Raw genomic sequence first — 17,672 nt, 5'->3', positions numbered from 1 at the left:
TTGATCTGCGCTGCTGTACTGCGCTACGCCAGCATGTCGGCCCAGATGCTGCGGGCCCATGCGAACCCGTACCGGCCTTCCAGGGCGCTCGGGGCCGTGGACAACCCGCCAGATCCCGGCACCGTCAGCATCGTCCGCTCGGCGGCGTCATAGCGATGCACGGTGGCGATGTGGATGGCCTCGGTCGACGATGTGAAGCTGTAGCAGGTATTGGTATAGAGCGGCATCGGATCGGGCGCCTGCCCGGCCAGTTGCTGCAGGATGGCGGCGGCGGCCACCTTGCCGTGCTGGTTGGCCATGGTGCCCGATTTCGGCATCAGCGGCGCGATCTGGACGGCGTCGCCCAGCACGTGTACGTCCGGCGCCACACGCGACGCCATCGTCACGAAATCGACCTCGCACCAGCGGCCGTTGGCGGTGGCCAGTCCGGCCGCCACGGCGATGGCACCGGCCCGCTGCGGCGGCAGCAGGTTGACCACGTCCGCGCGTTCGTCGTCCTGAACGTCGAACCGGATCGTACGGGTAGCCGGGTCGACACCCACCGTTTCGTGCTGGGGCCGGTACTCGATCATGCCCGCGTAGCGCGTCTGCCAGACCTGACGGAACAGCGCGCCCTTCGACGTGATATCGGGATTGGCATCGAACACCAGCACCTTGCTGCGCGGCTTGTGCTGTTTCAGGTAGTCCGCCACCAGGCAGGCGCGCTCGTAGGGGCCCGGCGGGCAGCGGTATGGCGCCAGCGGAATGGTGATGGCAAAGGTGCCGCCGTCCGGCATGGCCGCCAGTTGCCGGCGCAGGACATCGGTCTGCGGACCGGCCTTCCAGGCATGGACGATCTGCTCGCCGCCGGGCGCCGACAGGCCGTCGATCGCGCCGGACTGCATTTCCACGCCCGGCGACAGCACCAGCCGGTCAAACGGCAGCGTCGCGCCACCGGCCAGCCGCACCGTGCGCCTGCCGAGGTCGATGGCGGTCGCCATATCGCGCACGTGCTTCACACCGTGACGCCTGACCAGCGCGTCGTAGGGCACCGTGATGTCGGCCATCTGGCGATAGCCGGCCACCACGAGGTTCGACAGCGGGCACGACACGAACGCGGCATCGGGTTCCACCAGCGTCACGTCCACCGCGCCACGGCTCCAGGTGCGCAGGTAGCGCGCGGCGGTGGCACCGCCGTAGCCGCCGCCGATGACGACCACTTTTGCCGGCGCGGCGGCCCGTGCCTGGCGCACGGTCAGTCCGGACAATGCCGTGGCGGCCAGCGCCGCCTTCAGGACGGATCGTCGGTGCATCGGTCTATTTCTGGTCCGCGAACCACGCGGAAATGGCGATGATCTCGGTGTCGCTATAGCCCTTGGCAATCTGGGGCATCACCGTGCCGGGGAGCCTGCCGTTCTTGAAGTTGAGCATCAGCTCGACCAGTTCGGCCTGCTGCCGGCCAGCCAGGCGGGGGACGGGACTATCGGCGGGCGGCCTGCCGTCCGGGCCATGGCAGACGGCGCACGAGGCCGCCTGGTTGCGCGCCTGCTCGGTGCGCGACCGCTGGACCTCGATCGGCATCTTGCCCGCGTCGGCAGGCCCGGCGGTCATGGGTGCCGAGGGTGCGGGCGAAGGCGCGGATGCCGATGCCGGAGCCGCCGCCGGCGACTGTGCCAGCAACGGCGCGGCACACAGCCCGGCCGCGATACCGGCCGTCCAGCGCAGGAAGATCGGGAATCGCAGCAGGGTTGTCATGGCATTTTCCTTAAATGGATCAGGGGAGATTGCGTCCCGGCGGCAGGGCCACCGGCGACGATACCGGGGCGGCCACCGGGCTGGTGGTGGCGCCCGAGGTGCCCATCGACGCCGGCGCATCCGACGTGACCGGCGCGTTCGGCTGGCTGCCCGGCACGGTCTGCACCGGCGCCGGCGTGCCCACGGCATCGCTGCCGGCGTTGCCGTTCTGCGACGAGGCGGCCTGATCCAGGCGCGCCCGTTCGGCTTCGCTCACGTAGTCGAACACCTTGACCACCTTCTGCACGCCGCTGGCGTTACGGGCGACGTCGGTGGCCTTGTCGCCCTCGGTCGTGGTCACCACGCCCATCAGGTACACCACGCTCTTCTCGGTGGTGACCTTGATCGAGTTGGCCGGTACACCATCAGCCGTGACCAGGAACGTTTTCACCTTGCTGGTCAGGTAGGTGTCGTTGCTGCGGGTCATGAAACCAGGTGACGCCGTGATTTCCAGTTCGTTGACCACGTCGCGCGTGTTCGACAGCCCGCGCACGTACTGCTCGATCTGCTGCTTGATCTGGGCATTCGCGGCCTCGCCGGTCAGCAGCACCTTGCGGTTGAACACCGTCGTGCTCACGCGCGCCTGACTGTCGCTGTAACGCTGGCTCAGCGTGCTGTCGATCTCCACCTGCAGGCCACGGTCGATGGCCTGCGTGCCGGTCGGGCGGCGGTCGGTGGCCATCACCACGCCGGTGCCCACGGCGCCGGCCAGTACGGGGAAGCAGCCGGCCAGCTGCGTGGCGGACACCAGCAGTGCGGCCACGGTGACAGCGGTACGGGCCAGGCGGGCGGGAGAGGTCTTGTTTGGGTGGGTCACGTTCGTCATGCGGTTCTTGGGTTCTGGGTGGATGCCGAAAGGATGCGTGAAACAGGTTGCAGTTTCAGGTTTTCGCCATGTCTGTGGATAAGGCTGTGGAAGACATGGCGATTCCTGTGCATAGGTTGTGGGCAGCCCTGTGGATATCCGGGGATAACGCTTGCCGGTCCGGGCTGCCCGGGCGTCATGCTTCGCCCAGCAAGGCTTCGTCGATGCCGTCGCACAGGCAATGCAGTGTCAGCAGATGCACTTCCTGGATGCGGGCCGTGCGGTCGCTGGGCGCGCACAGATGGATATCGAATTCGTCGAGCAAGGTGGCAATCCGGCCACCGCCCTTGCCGGTCAGCGCCACCACGCCCATGTCGCGCTGGTGGGCGGCCTGGACGGCGGCTACCACGTTGGCCGAATCGCCCGACGTGGACAGCGCCAGCAGGATGTCGCCTGGCTGGCCCAGCGCCTCCACCTGTTTGGAAAACACCACCGAGAAGTCATAGTCGTTGCCGATGGCGGTCAGGATCGAACTGTCGGTGGTCAGGGCGATGGCGGCCAGGCCCGGGCGCTCGCGCTCGAAGCGGCCGATCAGTTCGGCGGCAAAGTGCTGGGCGTCGGCAGCGGACCCGCCGTTGCCGCACACCAGGATCTTGTTGCCGCTGGTCAGTGCCGTCACCATCCGCTCCACGGCGGCATCGATATGCGGCGCCATCAGCGTCGCGGCCAGCCGCTTGGTGTCGGCACTGTCCAGGAAATGCTGCTCGATACTTTCAATACTCATGGTCTGGTGACATCTGCACAATCCCGCGCATTATGACGCAGCGCCCGCGCCGCTGTTCCCATCGGCCGACGTGAGGTCGAACGCGCCGGGCAGCCAGTCGATCCGGCCGGCGTCCATGGCGACCACGTCCATGCGGCATGGCGGTACGCCGTCCAGCGTGGCCAGATAGTGCGCCGCCGCATGCAGCACGCGCCGCTGCTTGGCCGGCGTCACGCTCTGCGCTGCCCCGCCAAACCCCCGGCTGCGGCGCTGCCTGACCTCGACGAACACCAGCGTACCGTCGGCGGCACGCATGATCAGGTCGATCTCGCCGCCTTTGCAGCGATAATTGCGGACGACCGGCGCGAGCCCCTGTCGCTGAAGATAGGCCAGCGCGCGGTCTTCGGCCAGCGCGCCGCGTTGCGTCGTGCTACGCAGGTTGGCTTGCGTGGTGGATTTGAATGAGTGATTCAACGGAAGTTCTCAAGCATGAGTGACTGGACCCAGCTGGCCGCCGGCCAGACGTACCCCGCCGGCACGCTTTACGTGGTGGCCACGCCCATCGGCAACGTGGCCGACCTGTCGCTGCGCGCGCTGCATGTGCTCGGCCTGGCCGACGCCATCGCCTGCGAAGACACGCGCAACACCGGCCAGCTGCTGTCGCGCGTGGGGCTGCAGCGGCCGCTGGTGGCCGTCCATGAGCACAACGAGCGGGAGGCGGCCGTGCGCATCGTCGAACGGCTCGCGGCCGGCGAACGCATTGCTTACGTATCCGATGCCGGCACGCCCGGCATTTCCGATCCCGGCGCCCGGCTCGTCGAAGCCGTGCGCGCGGCCGGGCTGAAGGTGGTGCCGCTGCCGGGCCCCAGTGCGGCCGTGACGGCGCTGTCGGTGGCGGGCGACATGCTTGAGGCCGGCGAAGGCCGCTTCACCTTTGTCGGCTTCCTGCCCGGCAAGCCCAAGGCTCGCCAGGACGCCATCGCCGGGCTGGCGGCGCTCGATCACGCCTGGGTGTGCTACGAGGCCCCGCACCGCATCGCCGAAACCCTGGCGGCGCTGGCCGCCGGCCTGCCCGGCACACGCCGTTTGCTGATCGGGCGCGAACTGACCAAGCTGTTTGAAGAAACGCCGGTGCTGACGGTGGCCGAGGCGCCCGCCTGGCTGGCCGCCGAAGCCACGCGAGGCAAGGGAGAGTTCGTGCTGGTGGTGGAAGGCGCGGGCCGCACCGACGGCGCCGACACCGAGACCCCTGACGCGGAAGCCCAGCGTGTGCTGAAGCTCCTGCTGGCCGAGCTGCCCGCCAAGCGCGCCGCCAAGCTGGCCGCAGCCGTTACCGGCGCCAGGACCGACGCGCTGTACAAGCTGGCGCTCGCGCAGCGCGCGGACGGGGCGGACGACGGCGACAACGACGCCTGAAAGCACAAAAGGCACGATCCGGGAGATCGTGCCTTTTGAGAATTTTCTTACTTGCGAGGGAAGCAGCGGGCGGAGGGTCGGGAGCGCGAGAATCGGATTCCGGCCGGTGTGCATCGCCTTACTTGTGCTTGTGTTTGACGACGGTCTTGCCGGACCTGGCCCTGGCCTTCGATTTCGCCGGCACCAGCGTATTGGCGGTGTCGGGCACCTCGTCGGCACCGCTGCCGTCACCGGCTTCCATGCCACCCGCTTCCAGGTTCGGGCCCAGCGCCGCCACCTCGGTGCGCGACAGCCGGCGGATTTCCACCTGCGTGGCGCCGTGGTCGACAAAGCTCAGGCGCTTGGCCGCGGCATAGGACAGGTCCAGGATCCGGTTGCCATGGTACGGGCCACGGTCGTTGATACGGACCACGGCCACCTTGTTGTTGCGCAGGTTGCGCACCAGCACCCAGCTATCGAGCGGCAGCGACGGATGCGCCGCCGTCATGGCGCGCATGTCGAACCGTTCGCCATTGGCCGTCTTGCGGCCATGAAAGCCCTTGCCGTACCACGATGCCATGCCGCGCTGCTCGAACGTACCCATGTCGGCGCGCAGGCCGTCGATCGACGACTGCGTCGGGGCATTCTCGTCCTGCCAGCCAAACAGGTTCCAGTTGCCGCGATCGTCGGTCTTCGCGCCATTGGCGGTGGACTTCGCCGGCTTCGCCGCCTTCGTGGACAGCGCGCCGGTGGTGTTCGACGCGTTGTCGGTGTCGCCGCCCGGTGGCGTCGCGCACGCAGCCAGCACCAGCGCCGACACAAGGATCGCGCAGTGACGCAGGAAGCGGTTGGAGCCGGGCGCTGTCTCGCGCACGGACCCCGGACGGAAAAGGGGCAGACTGGACATAAGCGCGCAGTCTAACATCGGTCCTTTGAGGCTAGTCCCTTGATTTTGTTACGAAATCTGTTACAACGCCGTGCAATTCCCCGCAATCCACCGCCTGGCAAGGGATTGCGCCGGTTGCCGCAGCGCAACATACGGGTGCTCAAAACGTAACTTGCGGACGATTCTCAGTGCCGATTCAAACGTTTTACCCTCTGCCGGGGGCGTTTTCGGCAGCTACAATGGGCCACCCTCCGGGCCACCTCCACCCCCTCGAAGGCACGCGCCCGAGCAGGCTTACAGATCACAAAAATGAAAGTCCTCCTGATCCCCGTGACGCCTTTCCAGCAGAACTGTTCGCTGCTGATCGATGAAGCCACGCAGCGCGCCGCCGTCTGTGATCCCGGTGGCGATCTGAATCGCATCACCGAGGCCATCGCCGAACACGGCGTGACGCTGGAGAAGATTTTCCTGACCCATGGGCACGTGGACCACTGCGCAGGCGCTGCCGCGCTGGCGCGCCAGTACGGCGTGCCGATCGAAGGCCCGCAGGAAGACGAGCGGTTCTGGATCGACCAACTGCCCGAGCAGACGCGCCGCTTCGGCTTTGGCCACGCGGAAGTCTTCGAACCCGACCGCTGGCTGCAGAACGGCGACACGGTGACCTTCGGCAACGAAACGCTGGAGGTCTACCATTGCCCGGGCCATACGCCAGGCCACGTGGTGTTCTTCTCGCGGGCGAACCGGCTGGCCATCGTGGGCGACGTGCTGTTTGCCGGATCGATCGGCCGCACCGACTTTCCGCGCGGCAATCACGCCGATCTGGTGCGCTCGATCCGCACGCGGCTCTGGCCGCTGGGCGACGACGTGACCTTCGTGCCCGGCCACGGCCCGGCATCGACGTTCGGCGAGGAACGCCGTAGCAACCCGTTTGTGGCCGATCACCTGATCGACTTGGCCTGACGCATGGCAAAGAAGCAGCCGCCCGACACGCGACCGGAGATTTACGTCAGCACCGATGTCGAGGCCGATGGCCCGATTCCCGGGCCGCATTCGATGCTGTCGTTTGCATCGGCCGCGATGCTGGCGGACAAGACCGTGATCGGCACGTTCTCCGCCAACCTGGAAACCCTGCCGGGCGCGGCGGGCCATCCGGTGCAGATGCAGTGGTGGAAAACCCAGCCCGACGCCTGGGCGGCTTGCCGACGCGACCTGGAGCGCCCCGAGGACGTGCTGCCCCGCTACGTGGAATGGGTCGAGAAGCTGCCGGGCAAGCCGGTCTTCATCGCCTTTCCGGCCGGGTTCGATTTCACCTGGATGTTCTGGTACATGATGCGCTTTGCCGGCCGCTCGCCGTTCGGCTGGGCCGCGCTGGACATCAAGACGCTGGGCTTCGCGCTGACAGGCCGGCCGTACCGGAAGTCGGTGAAGGCCGCCTTTCCGGCGCACTGGCACGATCCATTGCCGCATACCCATGTGGCGCTGGACGATGCACTGGAACAAGGCGCCCTGTTCTGCAACATGCTCGCAGAACTGCGCACGCGCGAAGCGCGTGTGGCGGCGCTTGCATCATCGCCTGATGCATTGCCTGACAAGGGCGACAGCGAAAGCGAAGCCTCACATCCACAGCCCGGCCCGGGCAAATCGGTGCGCTAGGCCACAAGCGCCGGCGCCCGGCGGCGGCCGCCAGTGGCGACAAGGGCACCACATTTGCGCGGCGTCTCCTATATTGGAAGTGTGCGGTGGCCCGCCGGGGCCACGAGAGCGGCCGACCCCATTGCGCGGCGGCATGCCCAGGAGGTGCGACCATGCGTTTCCATCCAGACCTTCACTTCAAGGACCTGTCAGGCAGGCTGCATTGGCCGCATCGCTCCCACGCGCGTACCAACGTCGTTTCGCATTTCCATTCCTCAACGGAAGATGCTGAAGTCGCCAAGGCGCTGATCTATGTGAGCGCGGTCACCGCGATCGTGCTGCTGTTCGTATTGGCAGGCATCAGTTTCGGTCAGGAGGCCATGCACTGGCTGGGTGTTGAATAAACGACGACTCGCCTGAAGCGAATCGCCAACTGACCGGCCGGCCTCCCTCGGGGAGGCCGGTTCTATTTTGTGCGCCGCAACAAACGCGCGAATCAGGCCAGCAGCGGGGCCACGTTCTCGGGCGGACGGCCGATCACGGCGCGGCGGTTGCGCACCACCACCGGACGCTGCAGCAGGATGGGGTTGTCGGCCACGGCGGCCAGCAGTTCGGCGTCGGTCAGGCCCGAATCGGCCAGATCCAGTTCCTTGTAGACGGACTCGCCGTCGCGGATCATTTCGCGCACCGGCACGCCCAGCATCGTATGCAGCTGGCGCAGCGTGGACAGCGTGGGCGGCGACTTCAGGTATTCGACGATCTCCACAGGCTCGCCCAGCCGCTGCGCAGCGGTCTCCACCAGCGCAAGCGTTTCGCGCGACTTGGAGCAACGGGGGTTATGGTAGATCGTGATCATGGCGGCTTCCTCCTGCCTGCTTTCGGGCGTTCAAATATCCCGCACTATACCGCCGCGACGCGCGCATGCACCACGCTGGCGCGGTAAGGTACGGGATGTGGCGGGCATGCATCGTGCATGGGCATGATCACCCCGTCTTCCAGGGTCGCCGGCACCGTGCCGGCGCTGCCCTGCACTATTTAGAGAAACCGTGTCCGCGCTGCCCGAAACCACTGCCGTTCCCGTCCGCAAGCCCTTCGCCCTGCGCGATGCCACCGCTGCCGACGTGCCCGCCATCCACGCCATCTACGCCCACCATGTGGCGCACGGCCGCGCCTCGTTCGAGGAGGTCGCGCCTACGCCCGACGACATGCAGATGCGCTTTGCCGAAGTCTTGCGCAAGGGCCTGCCCTATATCGTGGCCGAGCGCGATGGCGAGATCCTGGGGTACGCCTATGCGTCGAGCTATCGCGCCCGCAGTGCCTACCGCTTCGCGATCGAGGATTCGATCTATATCCACCATCGCCATACCGGCGAAGGCCTGGGCCGCGCGCTGCTGGCCGAGCTGATCGCGCGTTGCGAGGCCGGCCCCTGGCGCCAGATGGTTGCCGTGGTGGCGCTGACGTCCAGCGGCGAAGGCGCGGGCTCGGTGGCCGTGCACGAGCGGCTGGGGTTCCGTACCGTTGGCCGGCTGGAATCGGTCGGCCTCAAGCATGGCCAGTGGATCGATACCTTGCTGATGCAGCGCCCGCTGGGGGCGGGCGACGCAACGCTGCCCGACCCGGACGCCCTGCGCTAGCGCCTCTGCGCCCTGCGCCCCTACACCCCTGCGCCCTACGCCAGCATCCTCGGTACCACCGTGGCGCACCAGGACTGCAGCTGGTCGAAAGCCCGGGCCACGTGCTCGGGCCCGCGCGACGTACTTTCCATGCGCAGGATCTCTACCTGCTTCAGCCCGATCGTCTCCAGCACATAGGTCAGGTACGGGCCGAAAAAATCGCGCTGGCTCGCGGCGTCGTCCGAGAACCGGCCACCGCACGACACCACGGCCAGCACCGGGCGGTCGCGCAGCAGGCCCTGCTTGCCTTGCGGCGTCCGGGCAAACGTGCGGTCCGTCCGGACGACCAGGTCGATCCACGTCTTAAGCGATGCCGGCACCGTGAAGTTGTGCATCGGCGTGGTGATCAGCACCATGTCGGCGGCCTGCAGTTCGGCGATCAGCGTCTCCGACAGCGCCAGCGCGGCGGGATCGGCGTCGGCGCGTCCGGCGGCCACCGCCATGTTGGCGTCGGTAAAGGCCGCGTCGATGGGCGGCAGCGGCTGGGCCGCCAGGTCGCGTTCGATCACGGTCAGTTCGCCATGTCGGGCGGCCAGTTCCGCACGCACGATCCGGCCCGCGCGGCGGCTGGTGGAGGCGTCGCCACGGGGGCTGACGTTCAGGTGAAGCAGGGTTGCCATGTTTCGCTCAAGTGGACCGGTTCAGTCGATCGGAAAATAGAAGCGCAGGGCCCGCGCCAGCAGGCCGTTTCGGTAATAGAAGCGGTGCCCCAGCACATTGGTCAGCGGGGTATCGAGCACAAGCTCGGTGCAGCCTGCCGCTTTGGTCTCGGCCTTCAGCCAGTCCATCAGTTGCCGGCCGTACCCGCCGCTGCGCGCGTTGGCGTCGGTGACAAGATCATCCACGTACGTATGGTGGCCGACGATCAGGTTGTCCGCGAAGCGATAGCCGGCCAGGGCGACCAGGCGCTCGCCGTCCCACAGTCCGGCCAGATGGTAGCCGTCGCCGGTCTGGCGGCGCCAGCGCGTGACCAGTTCGGCCGCATCGGCCAGGTGCGGGCGCAGCTGGTGCATCAGCGGGAAGGCGTCGGCCACCTCGGCGGCCGTTTCCAGCCGCCGGATCTGGATCCGGCCGGTGATCTGCCCGCCGGCAGCGATGTTCGCGCTCATGCCTGGCTCCGGTCGGGTTCGGCCGCCGGCGGCGGAAAGTGCAGCCCGACAGCGATACGGTTCCAGGCGTTGATCGACGCAATGGTCGCGGCCAGGAACACCAGCTCCCTGTCGTCGAACACCGCCTGGGCCCGGGCCAGCGCGGCATCGCGGGCCGGCGGATCGGTCAGCTGCGTCAGGGCCTCGGCCCAGCCCAGCGCGGCCATTTCGCGTTCGGCATAGATGCCGGCGTCACGCCAGCCTGCCAGCAGGTCGAACTTGCGCGGGTCGATATCCAGCTTGCGCGCGATGTTCAGGTGGTACTGCAGGCAAAAGGCACAGCCATTGATCTGCGAGACGCGCAGCTTGACCAGTTCGGTCAGCGCCTTGTCCATGCCGGACGCCGTCACCGCCTTGCTGACGCCACCCAGCGACGCGTAGACGTCGGGCGCGGCCTGCGTGAAAGCCTGGAAATCCATGTCGAACTCCTTCGGGTAAGATGTCAGAGTTCGAAGATTAATGTAAGAGTTCTGACATTATGACAAAGACCCTGCCGTCCAAAGGGAAAAACCAGGGGAAGAACCCGGCGAAACGGGACAGCGAGCCCGCCGACGACGTGGCGATTCCGGCACCGGGCGAAGGCAAGCGCGGTGAAAGCGGCTATCTGGCGTACCTGCTGCGGCAGGCCAGCGCGGCCAACCGGCTACGTATGGAGCGCGCGCTGGCCGATCTGGGCGTCACGCTGCCGCAGTTCTTCGTGCTGACGATGCTCGGGGCCTACCCCGGCATCTCGGGCGCCGACGTGGCGCGGCTGGCGATGCTGACGCCGCAGACGGTCAGCGTCATCATGGGCAATCTGGACAAGATGGGTGCGATCGTCCGCCAGCCGCATCCGGTGCATGGCCGCATCCAGACCGTCGCGCTGTCCGAGGCCGGCCGCGCGCTGCTGGCGCAGTGCAAGGTACGCGCCACCGAGGTCGACCAGCAGTTGCGCGCGGGGCTGACGCCCGACGAGGAAGCCGTGGTGCGGCGCTGGCTGGTGAGCCTGGCCGTGCCCGGCGAGGATCTGGCGGAATAGCGATGCCCGCCGCGCTGGCGCGGCCGCCACCGCCATGAAAAAAGGCCCGCCGGCAAACGCCGTACGGGCCATCATCACAACAAGGGGGTGCTACAGGGTTCTGCGTGGCTGCCGATGCCGACGGCTCAGGCCATCAGGTCGGACAGCGCCAGGGCCACCACCTTGGTGGCGCGGTTCAGGTCGTTCAGGCGCAGGTTTTCGTCGGAATTGTGGCCGCGGGCTTCCATCAGCGTGCGCGGGCCGGCGCCGTACAGCACGGTCGGGATGCCGCGGCTCGTGTAGTGGCGCGCGTCGGTGTAGAGCGGCACGCCCTGCACCGGGATTTCCACGCCGAACACCGATTCGGCACGCGTCTTCAGCGCGCCGATCAGCTTGTCCACGCCCGGCAGTTCCGACAGCGGCTCGGCCAGGATGATGCGCTCGACCTTGACCTCGATACCCGGACGATCCTTGGCGGCCTTTTCCACCACGGCGCGCAGCTCGCCTTCGGCGTCGAAGCCGATCTCTTCCGGAATCATGCGGCGGTCCACGCGGAACGTGACCAGGTCAGGCACCACGTTGGTGTTGATGCCGCCCTTGATCAGGCCGACGTTCAGCGTGGCGGTGTCGATGCCCGGCACCTTGCTCTTGCGCGTGGCCAGTTCGGCGCGCAGGCCGTAGACCGCGTGCAGGATGTGCGTGGCGGCCTCGATGGCGTCCACGCCCGTGTGCGGCATGGCGGCGTGGCCCTGCTTGCCCTTGACGGTCACTTCCACGTGCAGGCACCCGTTGTGCGCCGACGTGATGCCGTACGAGAAGCCGGCCGAGATCGCGTAGTCGGGCTTGGTCAGGCCTTCGTCGAGCAGGAACTTCGGGCCGATGTCGCCGCCGGTTTCCTCGTCGTACGTGAATTGCAGTTCCACGGTGCCGTTGATCTTCGCGCCCTGCCTCTCGGCTTCCTGCAGCGCCAGCACGGCGTACGCGTAGGTGGCGAAGTCCGACTTCGACACGGCCACGCCGCGACCGTACATGACCGGGCCGTGTTCGCTGTCGGCGATCTCGCCGCCGTACGGATCCTTGGTCCAGCCCAGGCCCGGCGGCACCACGTCGCCGTGCGCGTTCATCGCGATGGTGGGGCCGCCGCTGCCGAACGTCTTGCGCACCAGCAGGTTCGTGGCGCTGATCATGCCGGCCGCCTTGACCAGTTCATCAGGCACCTTGTGGGCTTCCACCTTGAAGCCCAGCCCTTCCAGCAGTTCCTTGGCACGCTTGCCGTGGGCCGCGCAATCGCCGGCGGGGTTGTCCGACGGCACCTTGACCAGTTCGGCCAGGAACGCTTCCTGCTGCGGACGGTGCTGGTCGATGAACTGGGTCAGCGTGGATTCGATGGGATTCATGTTGTCTCGTGCGGTCATCTTCGTATCTCGGGAGTCTTCTGGTTGCCGGTAGGCTTATTGGGGACGGTGAAAGTGCTCGACGAAGTCCGCGAACACGCGCGCGGCAATCTGGGCGTCTTCGGCCGTCATGGTCTCGGTGGGATGGTGGCTGATGCCGCCGTTGCCGCAGCGAACGAACAGCATGGCCACATCGGCGATGGCGGCGATGGCCATCGCGTCATGGCCGGCACCGGAGGGCAGGTGACGCACGGGTACGTTCTGGCGTTCCACGGCGGCAGCCCATTGCGACTGCAGCCACGGCGCGCACGGCACGCTGGCGGCCTCGTGCGTCTTGCGGATCTGCGCGCGCACGTTGCGGCGCGCGCAGACACGTTCGATTTCGGCCAGCACGTCGTTGACGGCGGCCTCGCGCTCGGCATCGATGCCGGCGCGGATGTCGATGGAAAACGTCGCGCGGCCCGGCACCACGTTGGTGGCGCCGTTCGGCACGTTGAACTGGCCTACCGTGCCCACCAGGCCCGGCTTGCCGCCGCAACGCTTCTCGATGAACAGGCCGATCTCTGCGCCCGCCATCGCGGCGTCGCGGCGCATGTCCATCGGCACCGTGCCGGCGTGCCCGGCCAGGCCTTCCAGTTCGACGATAAAGCGCGTGGCGCCCGAGATCGCCGTGACCACGCCCACGGGCAGGCCTTCGTTCAACAGCACGGGGCCCTGCTCGATATGCACCTCGATGAAGGCCAGCACCCGGCTGCGATCGTGGCGGGCGGCGGGCAGCTGGTCGGGTTCAAAGCCGGCGGCACGCATCACTTCGCGCATGGTCTTGCCGGAGTCGTCCACGTTGTCGAGCACGTTGGTGTCGAACGTGCCGGCGATGGCGCGGCTGCCCAGCAGCGTGGCCTTGAAGCGCACGCCCTCTTCCTCGGCAAACCCGACCACTTCCAGCGCAAACGGAAAGCGCCTGCCCTGGCGGTTCCACTCGGCCACGCAGGCAATCGGCAGGATCACGCCCAGGTTGCCGTCGTAGCGGCCGGCATCGCGCACGGTGTCGAAGTGCGAGCCGGTCAGCAGTGCGGGGGCATTGGGTTTGGTGCCTTCGTAGCGGCCGATCACGTTGCCGGCGGCGTCGCGGCGCACGGTCATGCCGGCCGCTTCCATCCATTCGGTCAGCTGCGCGGCAGCGCCGTGGTGGGCGTCGGTCAGGTAGGTGCGGGTGAGCAGTCCGGGCTGATCGGTATGGACGGCCAGGCTGTCGGCCCAGGCCATGATGCGGGTGCCGGTGTCAGCGGACAACGGCGTAGGGGTTGCTGCCATGTGCGTGTCTCTCCTGCTTGGTGCCTGAGCCCGGTTCAAGGATGCCTGGCAATCCTGCCAGTCCGGGCGGGCGCCCGGGACCGTGCTCTCTATTCTGTGCGATTCATGTTAGCACAGTGAATTCAAAAATTGCATACAAAAATGATATGCACTATATTGGCTTCCACGCACCGACAATCCGCCGCGGACAATCCGGTCCGGACAAGTGGATGGCGTGGATTCCGCCTCAACAGGGGGGCTTTCCGCGTGGGGCAAGGCGGGCGGGCCGATTGGCCCCAGTACCTTCCGGAAGTGCAACCATCCCGGCGTCGGCAGGCATGTGACGGCGGGCACCCCTGAACCAGATCAGGGCAGGCCGATGGCAAGCGATGCGCCACGGACCCGCCCGGCACGGAGACAACAATGCAGCATGCCGTACCCACGCAGCGCGCCGCCGGCCGCCTGCACACGCGCTTCACCCGTTCGTTGTTTGGCCAGGTACTGATTGCCCTGGCGCTCGGCACCCTCCTGGGCCTCGCCTTTCCCGAATTCGCCGCCAAGCTCAAGCCGCTGGGCGACGGCTTCATCAAGCTGATCAAGATGCTGATCGGCCCGGTGGTCTTCTGCGTGGTGGTGGCCGGCATCTGCGGCGCCGGCGAACTCAAGAAGGTGGGCCGCGTGGGCATCAAGGCGGTGGTCTACTTCGAGATCGTCACGACCATCGCGCTGGCGCTGGGCATCGTGCTGGCCTACGTGTTCCAGCCGGGCACCGGCATGAACGTGAACCCGCGCAGCCTCGACATCTCGGCCATGGCCGCCTACATCGAATCGGCCGACAAGGTGAAGAGCGCCGGCACGGTGGACTTCCTGATGAAGCTGATCCCGAACACGATCATGGGCGCGTTCACCAGCGGCGACGTGCTGCAGGTGCTGCTGGTGTCGGTGCTGTTCGGCTGCGCGCTGTCGGTGGTGGGCGAACCGGGCAAGCCGCTGGTGCGGATGATCGACAACTTCTCGGCCACGCTGTTCAAGATGATGGGCTTCATCATCAAGCTGGCGCCGCTGGGCGTGCTGGGCGCCGTGGCCTTCACGGTGGGCAAGTACGGCATCGGGTCGCTCAAGCAGCTCGGCTTCCTGGTGATCCTGTTCTACGGCGCCGTGGTGGTCTTCGTGCTGGGCGTGCTGGGCCTGATCCTGCGCCTGTGCGGCTTCTCGGTGCTGAAGCTGATCCGCTACCTGCGCGCCGAACTGCTGGTGGTGCTGGGCACGGCCTCGTCGGACAGCGTGCTGCCGCAGGTCATGAAGAAGCTCGAATTCATGGGCATCAAGAAGTCGGTGGTGGGCCTGGTGATCCCCACCGGCTACTCGTTCAACCTGGATGCGTTCTCGATCTACCTGACGCTGGCGGCGGTGTTTATCGCGCAGGCCACCAATACGCCGCTGGCGCTGGGCGACCTGCTCGGCATCCTGGCCGTGGCGCTGGTCACGTCCAAGGGCGCGCACGGCATTCCGGGGTCGGCCATCGTGATCCTGGCGGCCACGCTGTCGGCCCATCCGGCCATCCCCGCCATCGGGCTGGTGCTGGTGCTGTCGGTGGACTGGTTCATCGGCATCGCCCGCGCCGTGGGCAACCTGATCGGCAACTGCGTGGCGACCGTGGTGGTGGCGGCCTGGGAACGCGATATCGACCGCGAGCGCGCCCACGGCGTGCTCAACGGCACCATCCCGGCCGGCGAACTGGACGAAGGGCTGTCGGCGCTGGCGGACGGCGTCGGGGAAGTCCCTGTGCCGGCGCCGCTGCCCGGGGCGGCGTCGGGACGGTAGAATCGCGCCATCCCAGTCAACGCGCAGGTCCGGCAAGAGACGCGCACACCATGCCCGAGCATATCGATCCAGACATGACCGCCGAGGCGATTGCCGACGATATCGTCGCGGCCATCGTCTCGCACCGGCTGCCGCCCGGCACCAAGCTGCGCGAGGAAGCCCTGGCCAGCGTCTACCGCGTCAGCCGTACCAAGGTGCGCGCGGCGCTGCTGATGCTGTCCAAGGACAAGGTCATCCAGATCGTGCCGGACAAGGGTGCGTTCGTGGCCAAGCCCAGCGCCGAAGAGGCGCGCGAGGTCTTTGCCGTGCGCCGCATCCTGGAGGCCGCACTGGCGCGCGAATTCGTGGCCCGCGCCACGCCGGCCGACTACAAGCGCATCGAAAAGCATCTGGCCGCCGAACGGAAGTCGCTGGCGGGCAACGACGCGCAGACGCGCACCCGCTTGCTGGGCGATTTCCACATCGTGCTGGCGGAGGTGGCGGGCAACAACGTGCTGACGGAAATCATGCGCGAGCTGTCGATGCGCAGCGCGGTGATCACCATGCTTTACCAGAGCCGGCGCGATGCCACGTGTTCGTCCGACGAGCACCGGGCGTTCATCGAAGCCGCCCGCGCAGGCGACGCCGACCGGGCCGTGGCGCTGATGGTGGAGCACCTGAATCACGTCGAAAGCGCGCTGCACTTCGAGGAAGTACCGGCCGCCACGCGCGGCAAGGACCTGGTCGCCGCATTGCTGGCGTAGGCCAGTGCATCAGGCTTGATCGCCATCAAGGACGTGGACGGGGTGGGAGGCGCATCATTCCCCTCGCCATGAAGTTGCGGGGGCGCACTTCATGAGCTCTCCCCGTCCTTCGCAAGAAGGGCTGCCCGCAGACCGCAACGGCTGCGGGCTTTTTCTTTTGGGCTGCCCTTCCGGCATTCCTGCCGTCTCCCGGTCTCCCGGTCTCCCGGTCTCCCGATCTCCCGATCTCCCGGTCTCCCGGTCTCCCGGTCTCCCGGTCTTCCGGTCTTCCCTCTTTCCCGCCTGATTTCCGCCCGATCTCCGCCCTCAGGCTGACTGCCGCTGGGCGGCGTCGGTCCAGCTGCTGCCGCGCTCGGTCCAGTAGCCCGGTTTGGCGAACGCCTGCTTCAGGTGTTCGATGAAGAAGCGGATCTTGGCCGGCACCGGCCGCTGTTGCGGGTACACCGCCAGGATGTCGTAGTCGGGCAGCGCGAACTCATCGAGCACGGTGATCAGCTCGCCGCTTTCCAGCTGCGGCAGGATTTCCCACGTCGAGCGCCATCCCAGCCCCAGGCTTTCGCCAGTCCAGCGGTGCAGCAGTTCGCCGTCATTGCAGTCGAGGTTGCCGCGCACCCGCACGGTCACGGTCTTGCCGTTCTGCTGGAAGTACCAGCCGCGCTGCTGGCCGCCCTGCAGGTTGAATGCCAGGCAGTTGTGCTTTTCCAGGTCTTCGAGCGTATGTGGCACGCCATGTCTGGCGAAGTAGGCCGGGGTGCCGCACACCACGCGCTTGTTGGTGGCCAGCTTGATCGCCACGAAGTTCGGGTCGATGGCGCCGCCGATGCGGATGCCCAGGTCGTAGCCCTCGCGCACCAGGTCCACCACCCGGTCGGTCAGGTTGAACGAGATCTGGACTTCGGGATTGGCCGACAGGAACGCCGGCGCATGCGGCGCCACGTGCTTGCGGCCAAAGGCGGCCGGCGCCGACACGATCAGGTGGCCGGTGGCCTTGTGCTTGCCTTCGGCGATCAGCATCTCGGCGCGATCCAGATCCGACAGCGCCTTCTTGCACTGCTCCATGAACGCCGCGCCCTGCTCCGTCACCACGATGCGCCGGGTGGACCGGTGCAGCAGCTTCACGCCGATGCGGGCTTCCAGCGCGTTGATGCGCCGGCCGATCATGACCGGCGTCACGTTCTGCGTGAGCGCCGCGGCGGCCATGCTGCCGTGTTCCACCACGGCGATGAATGCTTCGATTTGTTTGAGTTTGTCCATAACGCCTTTTGTCTCCTGCCGACACATTGTGAGGCATGGACGCCATGGTGCGCATCCCCGCACGGCGATGCCGTGCATCCGTCGCACGCCAT

The 17,672-nt window shown here is 67.2% G+C and carries 21 protein-coding genes; 8 read left to right on the top strand and 13 right to left on the bottom strand.

Features of this window, described 5'->3' with window-relative positions:
• Positions 1-23: 23 nt before the first annotated feature.
• From BLQ58_RS23085 to BLQ58_RS23065, 5 genes are all read right to left on the bottom strand, one after another.
• Positions 24-1,292, bottom strand: a complete 1,269-nt coding sequence (locus tag BLQ58_RS23085) for an NAD(P)/FAD-dependent oxidoreductase (RefSeq protein ID WP_092602342.1) — start codon at positions 1,290-1,292, stop codon at positions 24-26.
• Between the two features lie 4 nt (positions 1,293-1,296).
• Positions 1,297-1,734, bottom strand: coding sequence for a c-type cytochrome (locus BLQ58_RS23080; RefSeq protein ID WP_092602340.1), 438 nt, complete (start codon positions 1,732-1,734; stop codon positions 1,297-1,299).
• A gap of 19 nt (positions 1,735-1,753) precedes the next feature.
• Positions 1,754-2,599 carry a BON domain-containing protein gene (locus tag BLQ58_RS23075; protein ID WP_092602338.1) on the bottom strand — a complete coding sequence of 282 codons (846 nt, stop codon included), beginning with the start codon at positions 2,597-2,599 and terminating at the stop codon, positions 1,754-1,756.
• 175 nt (positions 2,600-2,774) lie between these two features.
• Entirely contained in the window at positions 2,775-3,362 is a 588-nt protein-coding gene (locus tag BLQ58_RS23070) for a phosphoheptose isomerase (protein ID WP_092602336.1), read from the bottom strand.
• Between the two features lie 30 nt (positions 3,363-3,392).
• A complete protein-coding gene (locus BLQ58_RS23065) occupies positions 3,393-3,815 on the bottom strand; it encodes a YraN family protein (protein WP_092602334.1) in 423 nt (140 codons plus the stop codon).
• A gap of 15 nt (positions 3,816-3,830) precedes the next feature.
• On the opposite strand from BLQ58_RS23065, the gene rsmI reads away from it, so the two are divergent.
• Positions 3,831-4,757, top strand: coding sequence for a 16S rRNA (cytidine(1402)-2'-O)-methyltransferase (gene rsmI, locus BLQ58_RS23060; protein ID WP_092602332.1), 927 nt, complete (start codon positions 3,831-3,833; stop codon positions 4,755-4,757).
• A 118-nt stretch (positions 4,758-4,875) separates the two neighbouring features.
• On the opposite strand, the gene BLQ58_RS23055 is transcribed toward rsmI, so the two are convergent.
• Positions 4,876-5,643 (bottom strand): septal ring lytic transglycosylase RlpA family protein, encoded by a 768-nt coding sequence (locus BLQ58_RS23055; RefSeq protein ID WP_175459977.1) that lies wholly within the window; start codon positions 5,641-5,643, stop codon positions 4,876-4,878.
• 288 nt (positions 5,644-5,931) lie between these two features.
• Here BLQ58_RS23055 and BLQ58_RS23050 point away from each other — a divergent pair, with 288 nt between their 5' ends.
• From BLQ58_RS23050 to BLQ58_RS23040, 3 genes are all read left to right on the top strand, one after another.
• Entirely contained in the window at positions 5,932-6,582 is a 651-nt protein-coding gene (locus BLQ58_RS23050) for an MBL fold metallo-hydrolase (protein WP_092602330.1), read from the top strand.
• 3 nt (positions 6,583-6,585) lie between these two features.
• Positions 6,586-7,275, top strand: coding sequence for a 3'-5' exonuclease family protein (locus BLQ58_RS23045; protein WP_092602328.1), 690 nt, complete (start codon positions 6,586-6,588; stop codon positions 7,273-7,275).
• Positions 7,276-7,427: 152 nt separating this feature from the next.
• Positions 7,428-7,658 (top strand): hypothetical protein, encoded by a 231-nt coding sequence (locus BLQ58_RS23040; RefSeq protein ID WP_092602326.1) that lies wholly within the window; start codon positions 7,428-7,430, stop codon positions 7,656-7,658.
• A gap of 92 nt (positions 7,659-7,750) precedes the next feature.
• On the opposite strand, the gene arsC is transcribed toward BLQ58_RS23040, so the two are convergent.
• Entirely contained in the window at positions 7,751-8,110 is a 360-nt protein-coding gene (gene arsC / locus BLQ58_RS23035; protein ID WP_092602324.1) for an arsenate reductase (glutaredoxin), read from the bottom strand.
• A 190-nt stretch (positions 8,111-8,300) separates the two neighbouring features.
• On the opposite strand from arsC, the gene BLQ58_RS23030 reads away from it, so the two are divergent.
• Positions 8,301-8,888, top strand: a complete 588-nt coding sequence (locus BLQ58_RS23030; RefSeq protein ID WP_092602322.1) for a GNAT family N-acetyltransferase — start codon at positions 8,301-8,303, stop codon at positions 8,886-8,888.
• 35 nt (positions 8,889-8,923) lie between these two features.
• Here the strand turns inward: BLQ58_RS23030 and BLQ58_RS23025 are convergent, their stop codons facing one another.
• The 3 genes from BLQ58_RS23025 to BLQ58_RS23015 are packed head-to-tail and all read right to left on the bottom strand — an operon-like array spanning position 8,924 to position 10,494.
• Entirely contained in the window at positions 8,924-9,547 is a 624-nt protein-coding gene (locus BLQ58_RS23025) for an FMN-dependent NADH-azoreductase (protein ID WP_092602320.1), read from the bottom strand.
• 21 nt (positions 9,548-9,568) lie between these two features.
• The gene (locus tag BLQ58_RS23020) at positions 9,569-10,036 is read right to left on the bottom strand and encodes a GNAT family N-acetyltransferase (RefSeq protein ID WP_092602318.1); all 468 of its coding nucleotides are present in this window, start codon (positions 10,034-10,036) and stop codon (positions 9,569-9,571) included.
• Positions 10,033-10,494, bottom strand: coding sequence for a carboxymuconolactone decarboxylase family protein (locus BLQ58_RS23015; RefSeq protein ID WP_092602316.1), 462 nt, complete (start codon positions 10,492-10,494; stop codon positions 10,033-10,035). Before BLQ58_RS23015 ends, BLQ58_RS23020 begins: the two co-directional genes overlap by 4 nt.
• A 59-nt stretch (positions 10,495-10,553) precedes the next feature.
• Here BLQ58_RS23015 and BLQ58_RS23010 point away from each other — a divergent pair, with 59 nt between their 5' ends.
• Positions 10,554-11,093: a MarR family winged helix-turn-helix transcriptional regulator gene (locus BLQ58_RS23010; RefSeq protein WP_092602314.1), complete on the top strand. Its 540-nt coding sequence runs from the start codon at positions 10,554-10,556 to the stop codon at positions 11,091-11,093.
• 125 nt (positions 11,094-11,218) lie between these two features.
• Here the strand turns inward: BLQ58_RS23010 and BLQ58_RS23005 are convergent, their stop codons facing one another.
• Both BLQ58_RS23005 and BLQ58_RS23000 read right to left on the bottom strand, forming a co-directional pair.
• Positions 11,219-12,487 (bottom strand): M20/M25/M40 family metallo-hydrolase, encoded by a 1,269-nt coding sequence (locus tag BLQ58_RS23005; protein WP_092602312.1) that lies wholly within the window; start codon positions 12,485-12,487, stop codon positions 11,219-11,221.
• 36 nt (positions 12,488-12,523) lie between these two features.
• Complete coding sequence (locus BLQ58_RS23000) at positions 12,524-13,780, bottom strand: allantoate amidohydrolase (protein ID WP_092602310.1); 1,257 nt, start codon at positions 13,778-13,780, stop codon at positions 12,524-12,526.
• A 402-nt stretch (positions 13,781-14,182) separates the two neighbouring features.
• Here BLQ58_RS23000 and BLQ58_RS22995 point away from each other — a divergent pair, with 402 nt between their 5' ends.
• Together BLQ58_RS22995 and BLQ58_RS22990 are read left to right on the top strand one after the other, a co-directional pair.
• A complete protein-coding gene (locus BLQ58_RS22995) occupies positions 14,183-15,583 on the top strand; it encodes a C4-dicarboxylate transporter DctA (RefSeq protein ID WP_092602308.1) in 1,401 nt (466 codons plus the stop codon).
• Between the two features lie 50 nt (positions 15,584-15,633).
• Positions 15,634-16,326 (top strand): GntR family transcriptional regulator, encoded by a 693-nt coding sequence (locus BLQ58_RS22990; protein ID WP_092602306.1) that lies wholly within the window; start codon positions 15,634-15,636, stop codon positions 16,324-16,326.
• A gap of 306 nt (positions 16,327-16,632) precedes the next feature.
• Here BLQ58_RS22990 and BLQ58_RS22985 read toward each other — a convergent pair whose 3' ends face one another.
• The gene (locus BLQ58_RS22985) at positions 16,633-17,580 is read right to left on the bottom strand and encodes a LysR family transcriptional regulator (RefSeq protein ID WP_092602304.1); all 948 of its coding nucleotides are present in this window, start codon (positions 17,578-17,580) and stop codon (positions 16,633-16,635) included.
• Between the last annotated feature and the right edge of the window lie 92 nt (positions 17,581-17,672).

This window comes from Ralstonia sp. 25mfcol4.1, from assembly GCF_900104095.1.
In the GTDB taxonomy this organism is placed as follows: Bacteria; Pseudomonadota; Gammaproteobacteria; order Burkholderiales; family Burkholderiaceae; genus Cupriavidus.
This window is presented reverse-complemented; position numbering and strand designations above follow the sequence as displayed.

Bases quoted from the DNA above. Each gene is read 5' to 3' on its own strand.
- BLQ58_RS23075 (WP_092602338.1), bottom strand. From the start codon at position 2,599: ATGACGAACGTGACCCACCCAAACAAGACCTCTCCCGCCCGCCTGGCC.
- BLQ58_RS23085 (WP_092602342.1), bottom strand. From the start codon at position 1,292: ATGCACCGACGATCCGTCCTGAAGGCGGCGCTGGCCGCCACGGCATTG.
- BLQ58_RS23025 (WP_092602320.1), bottom strand. From the start codon at position 9,547: ATGGCAACCCTGCTTCACCTGAACGTCAGCCCCCGTGGCGACGCCTCC.
- BLQ58_RS23050 (WP_092602330.1), top strand. From the start codon at position 5,932: ATGAAAGTCCTCCTGATCCCCGTGACGCCTTTCCAGCAGAACTGTTCG.
- BLQ58_RS23010 (WP_092602314.1), top strand. From the start codon at position 10,554: ATGACAAAGACCCTGCCGTCCAAAGGGAAAAACCAGGGGAAGAACCCG.
- BLQ58_RS23015 (WP_092602316.1), bottom strand. From the start codon at position 10,494: ATGGATTTCCAGGCTTTCACGCAGGCCGCGCCCGACGTCTACGCGTCG.
- BLQ58_RS23080 (WP_092602340.1), bottom strand. From the start codon at position 1,734: ATGACAACCCTGCTGCGATTCCCGATCTTCCTGCGCTGGACGGCCGGT.
- arsC (WP_092602324.1), bottom strand. From the start codon at position 8,110: ATGATCACGATCTACCATAACCCCCGTTGCTCCAAGTCGCGCGAAACG.
- BLQ58_RS23020 (WP_092602318.1), bottom strand. From the start codon at position 10,036: ATGAGCGCGAACATCGCTGCCGGCGGGCAGATCACCGGCCGGATCCAG.
- rsmI (WP_092602332.1), top strand. From the start codon at position 3,831: ATGAGTGACTGGACCCAGCTGGCCGCCGGCCAGACGTACCCCGCCGGC.
- BLQ58_RS22985 (WP_092602304.1), bottom strand. From the start codon at position 17,580: ATGGACAAACTCAAACAAATCGAAGCATTCATCGCCGTGGTGGAACAC.
- BLQ58_RS23070 (WP_092602336.1), bottom strand. From the start codon at position 3,362: ATGAGTATTGAAAGTATCGAGCAGCATTTCCTGGACAGTGCCGACACC.
- BLQ58_RS22995 (WP_092602308.1), top strand. From the start codon at position 14,183: ATGCAGCATGCCGTACCCACGCAGCGCGCCGCCGGCCGCCTGCACACG.
- BLQ58_RS23040 (WP_092602326.1), top strand. From the start codon at position 7,428: ATGCGTTTCCATCCAGACCTTCACTTCAAGGACCTGTCAGGCAGGCTG.
- BLQ58_RS22990 (WP_092602306.1), top strand. From the start codon at position 15,634: ATGCCCGAGCATATCGATCCAGACATGACCGCCGAGGCGATTGCCGAC.
- BLQ58_RS23045 (WP_092602328.1), top strand. From the start codon at position 6,586: ATGGCAAAGAAGCAGCCGCCCGACACGCGACCGGAGATTTACGTCAGC.
- BLQ58_RS23000 (WP_092602310.1), bottom strand. From the start codon at position 13,780: ATGGCAGCAACCCCTACGCCGTTGTCCGCTGACACCGGCACCCGCATC.
- BLQ58_RS23055 (WP_175459977.1), bottom strand. From the start codon at position 5,643: ATGTCCAGTCTGCCCCTTTTCCGTCCGGGGTCCGTGCGCGAGACAGCG.
- BLQ58_RS23005 (WP_092602312.1), bottom strand. From the start codon at position 12,487: ATGACCGCACGAGACAACATGAATCCCATCGAATCCACGCTGACCCAG.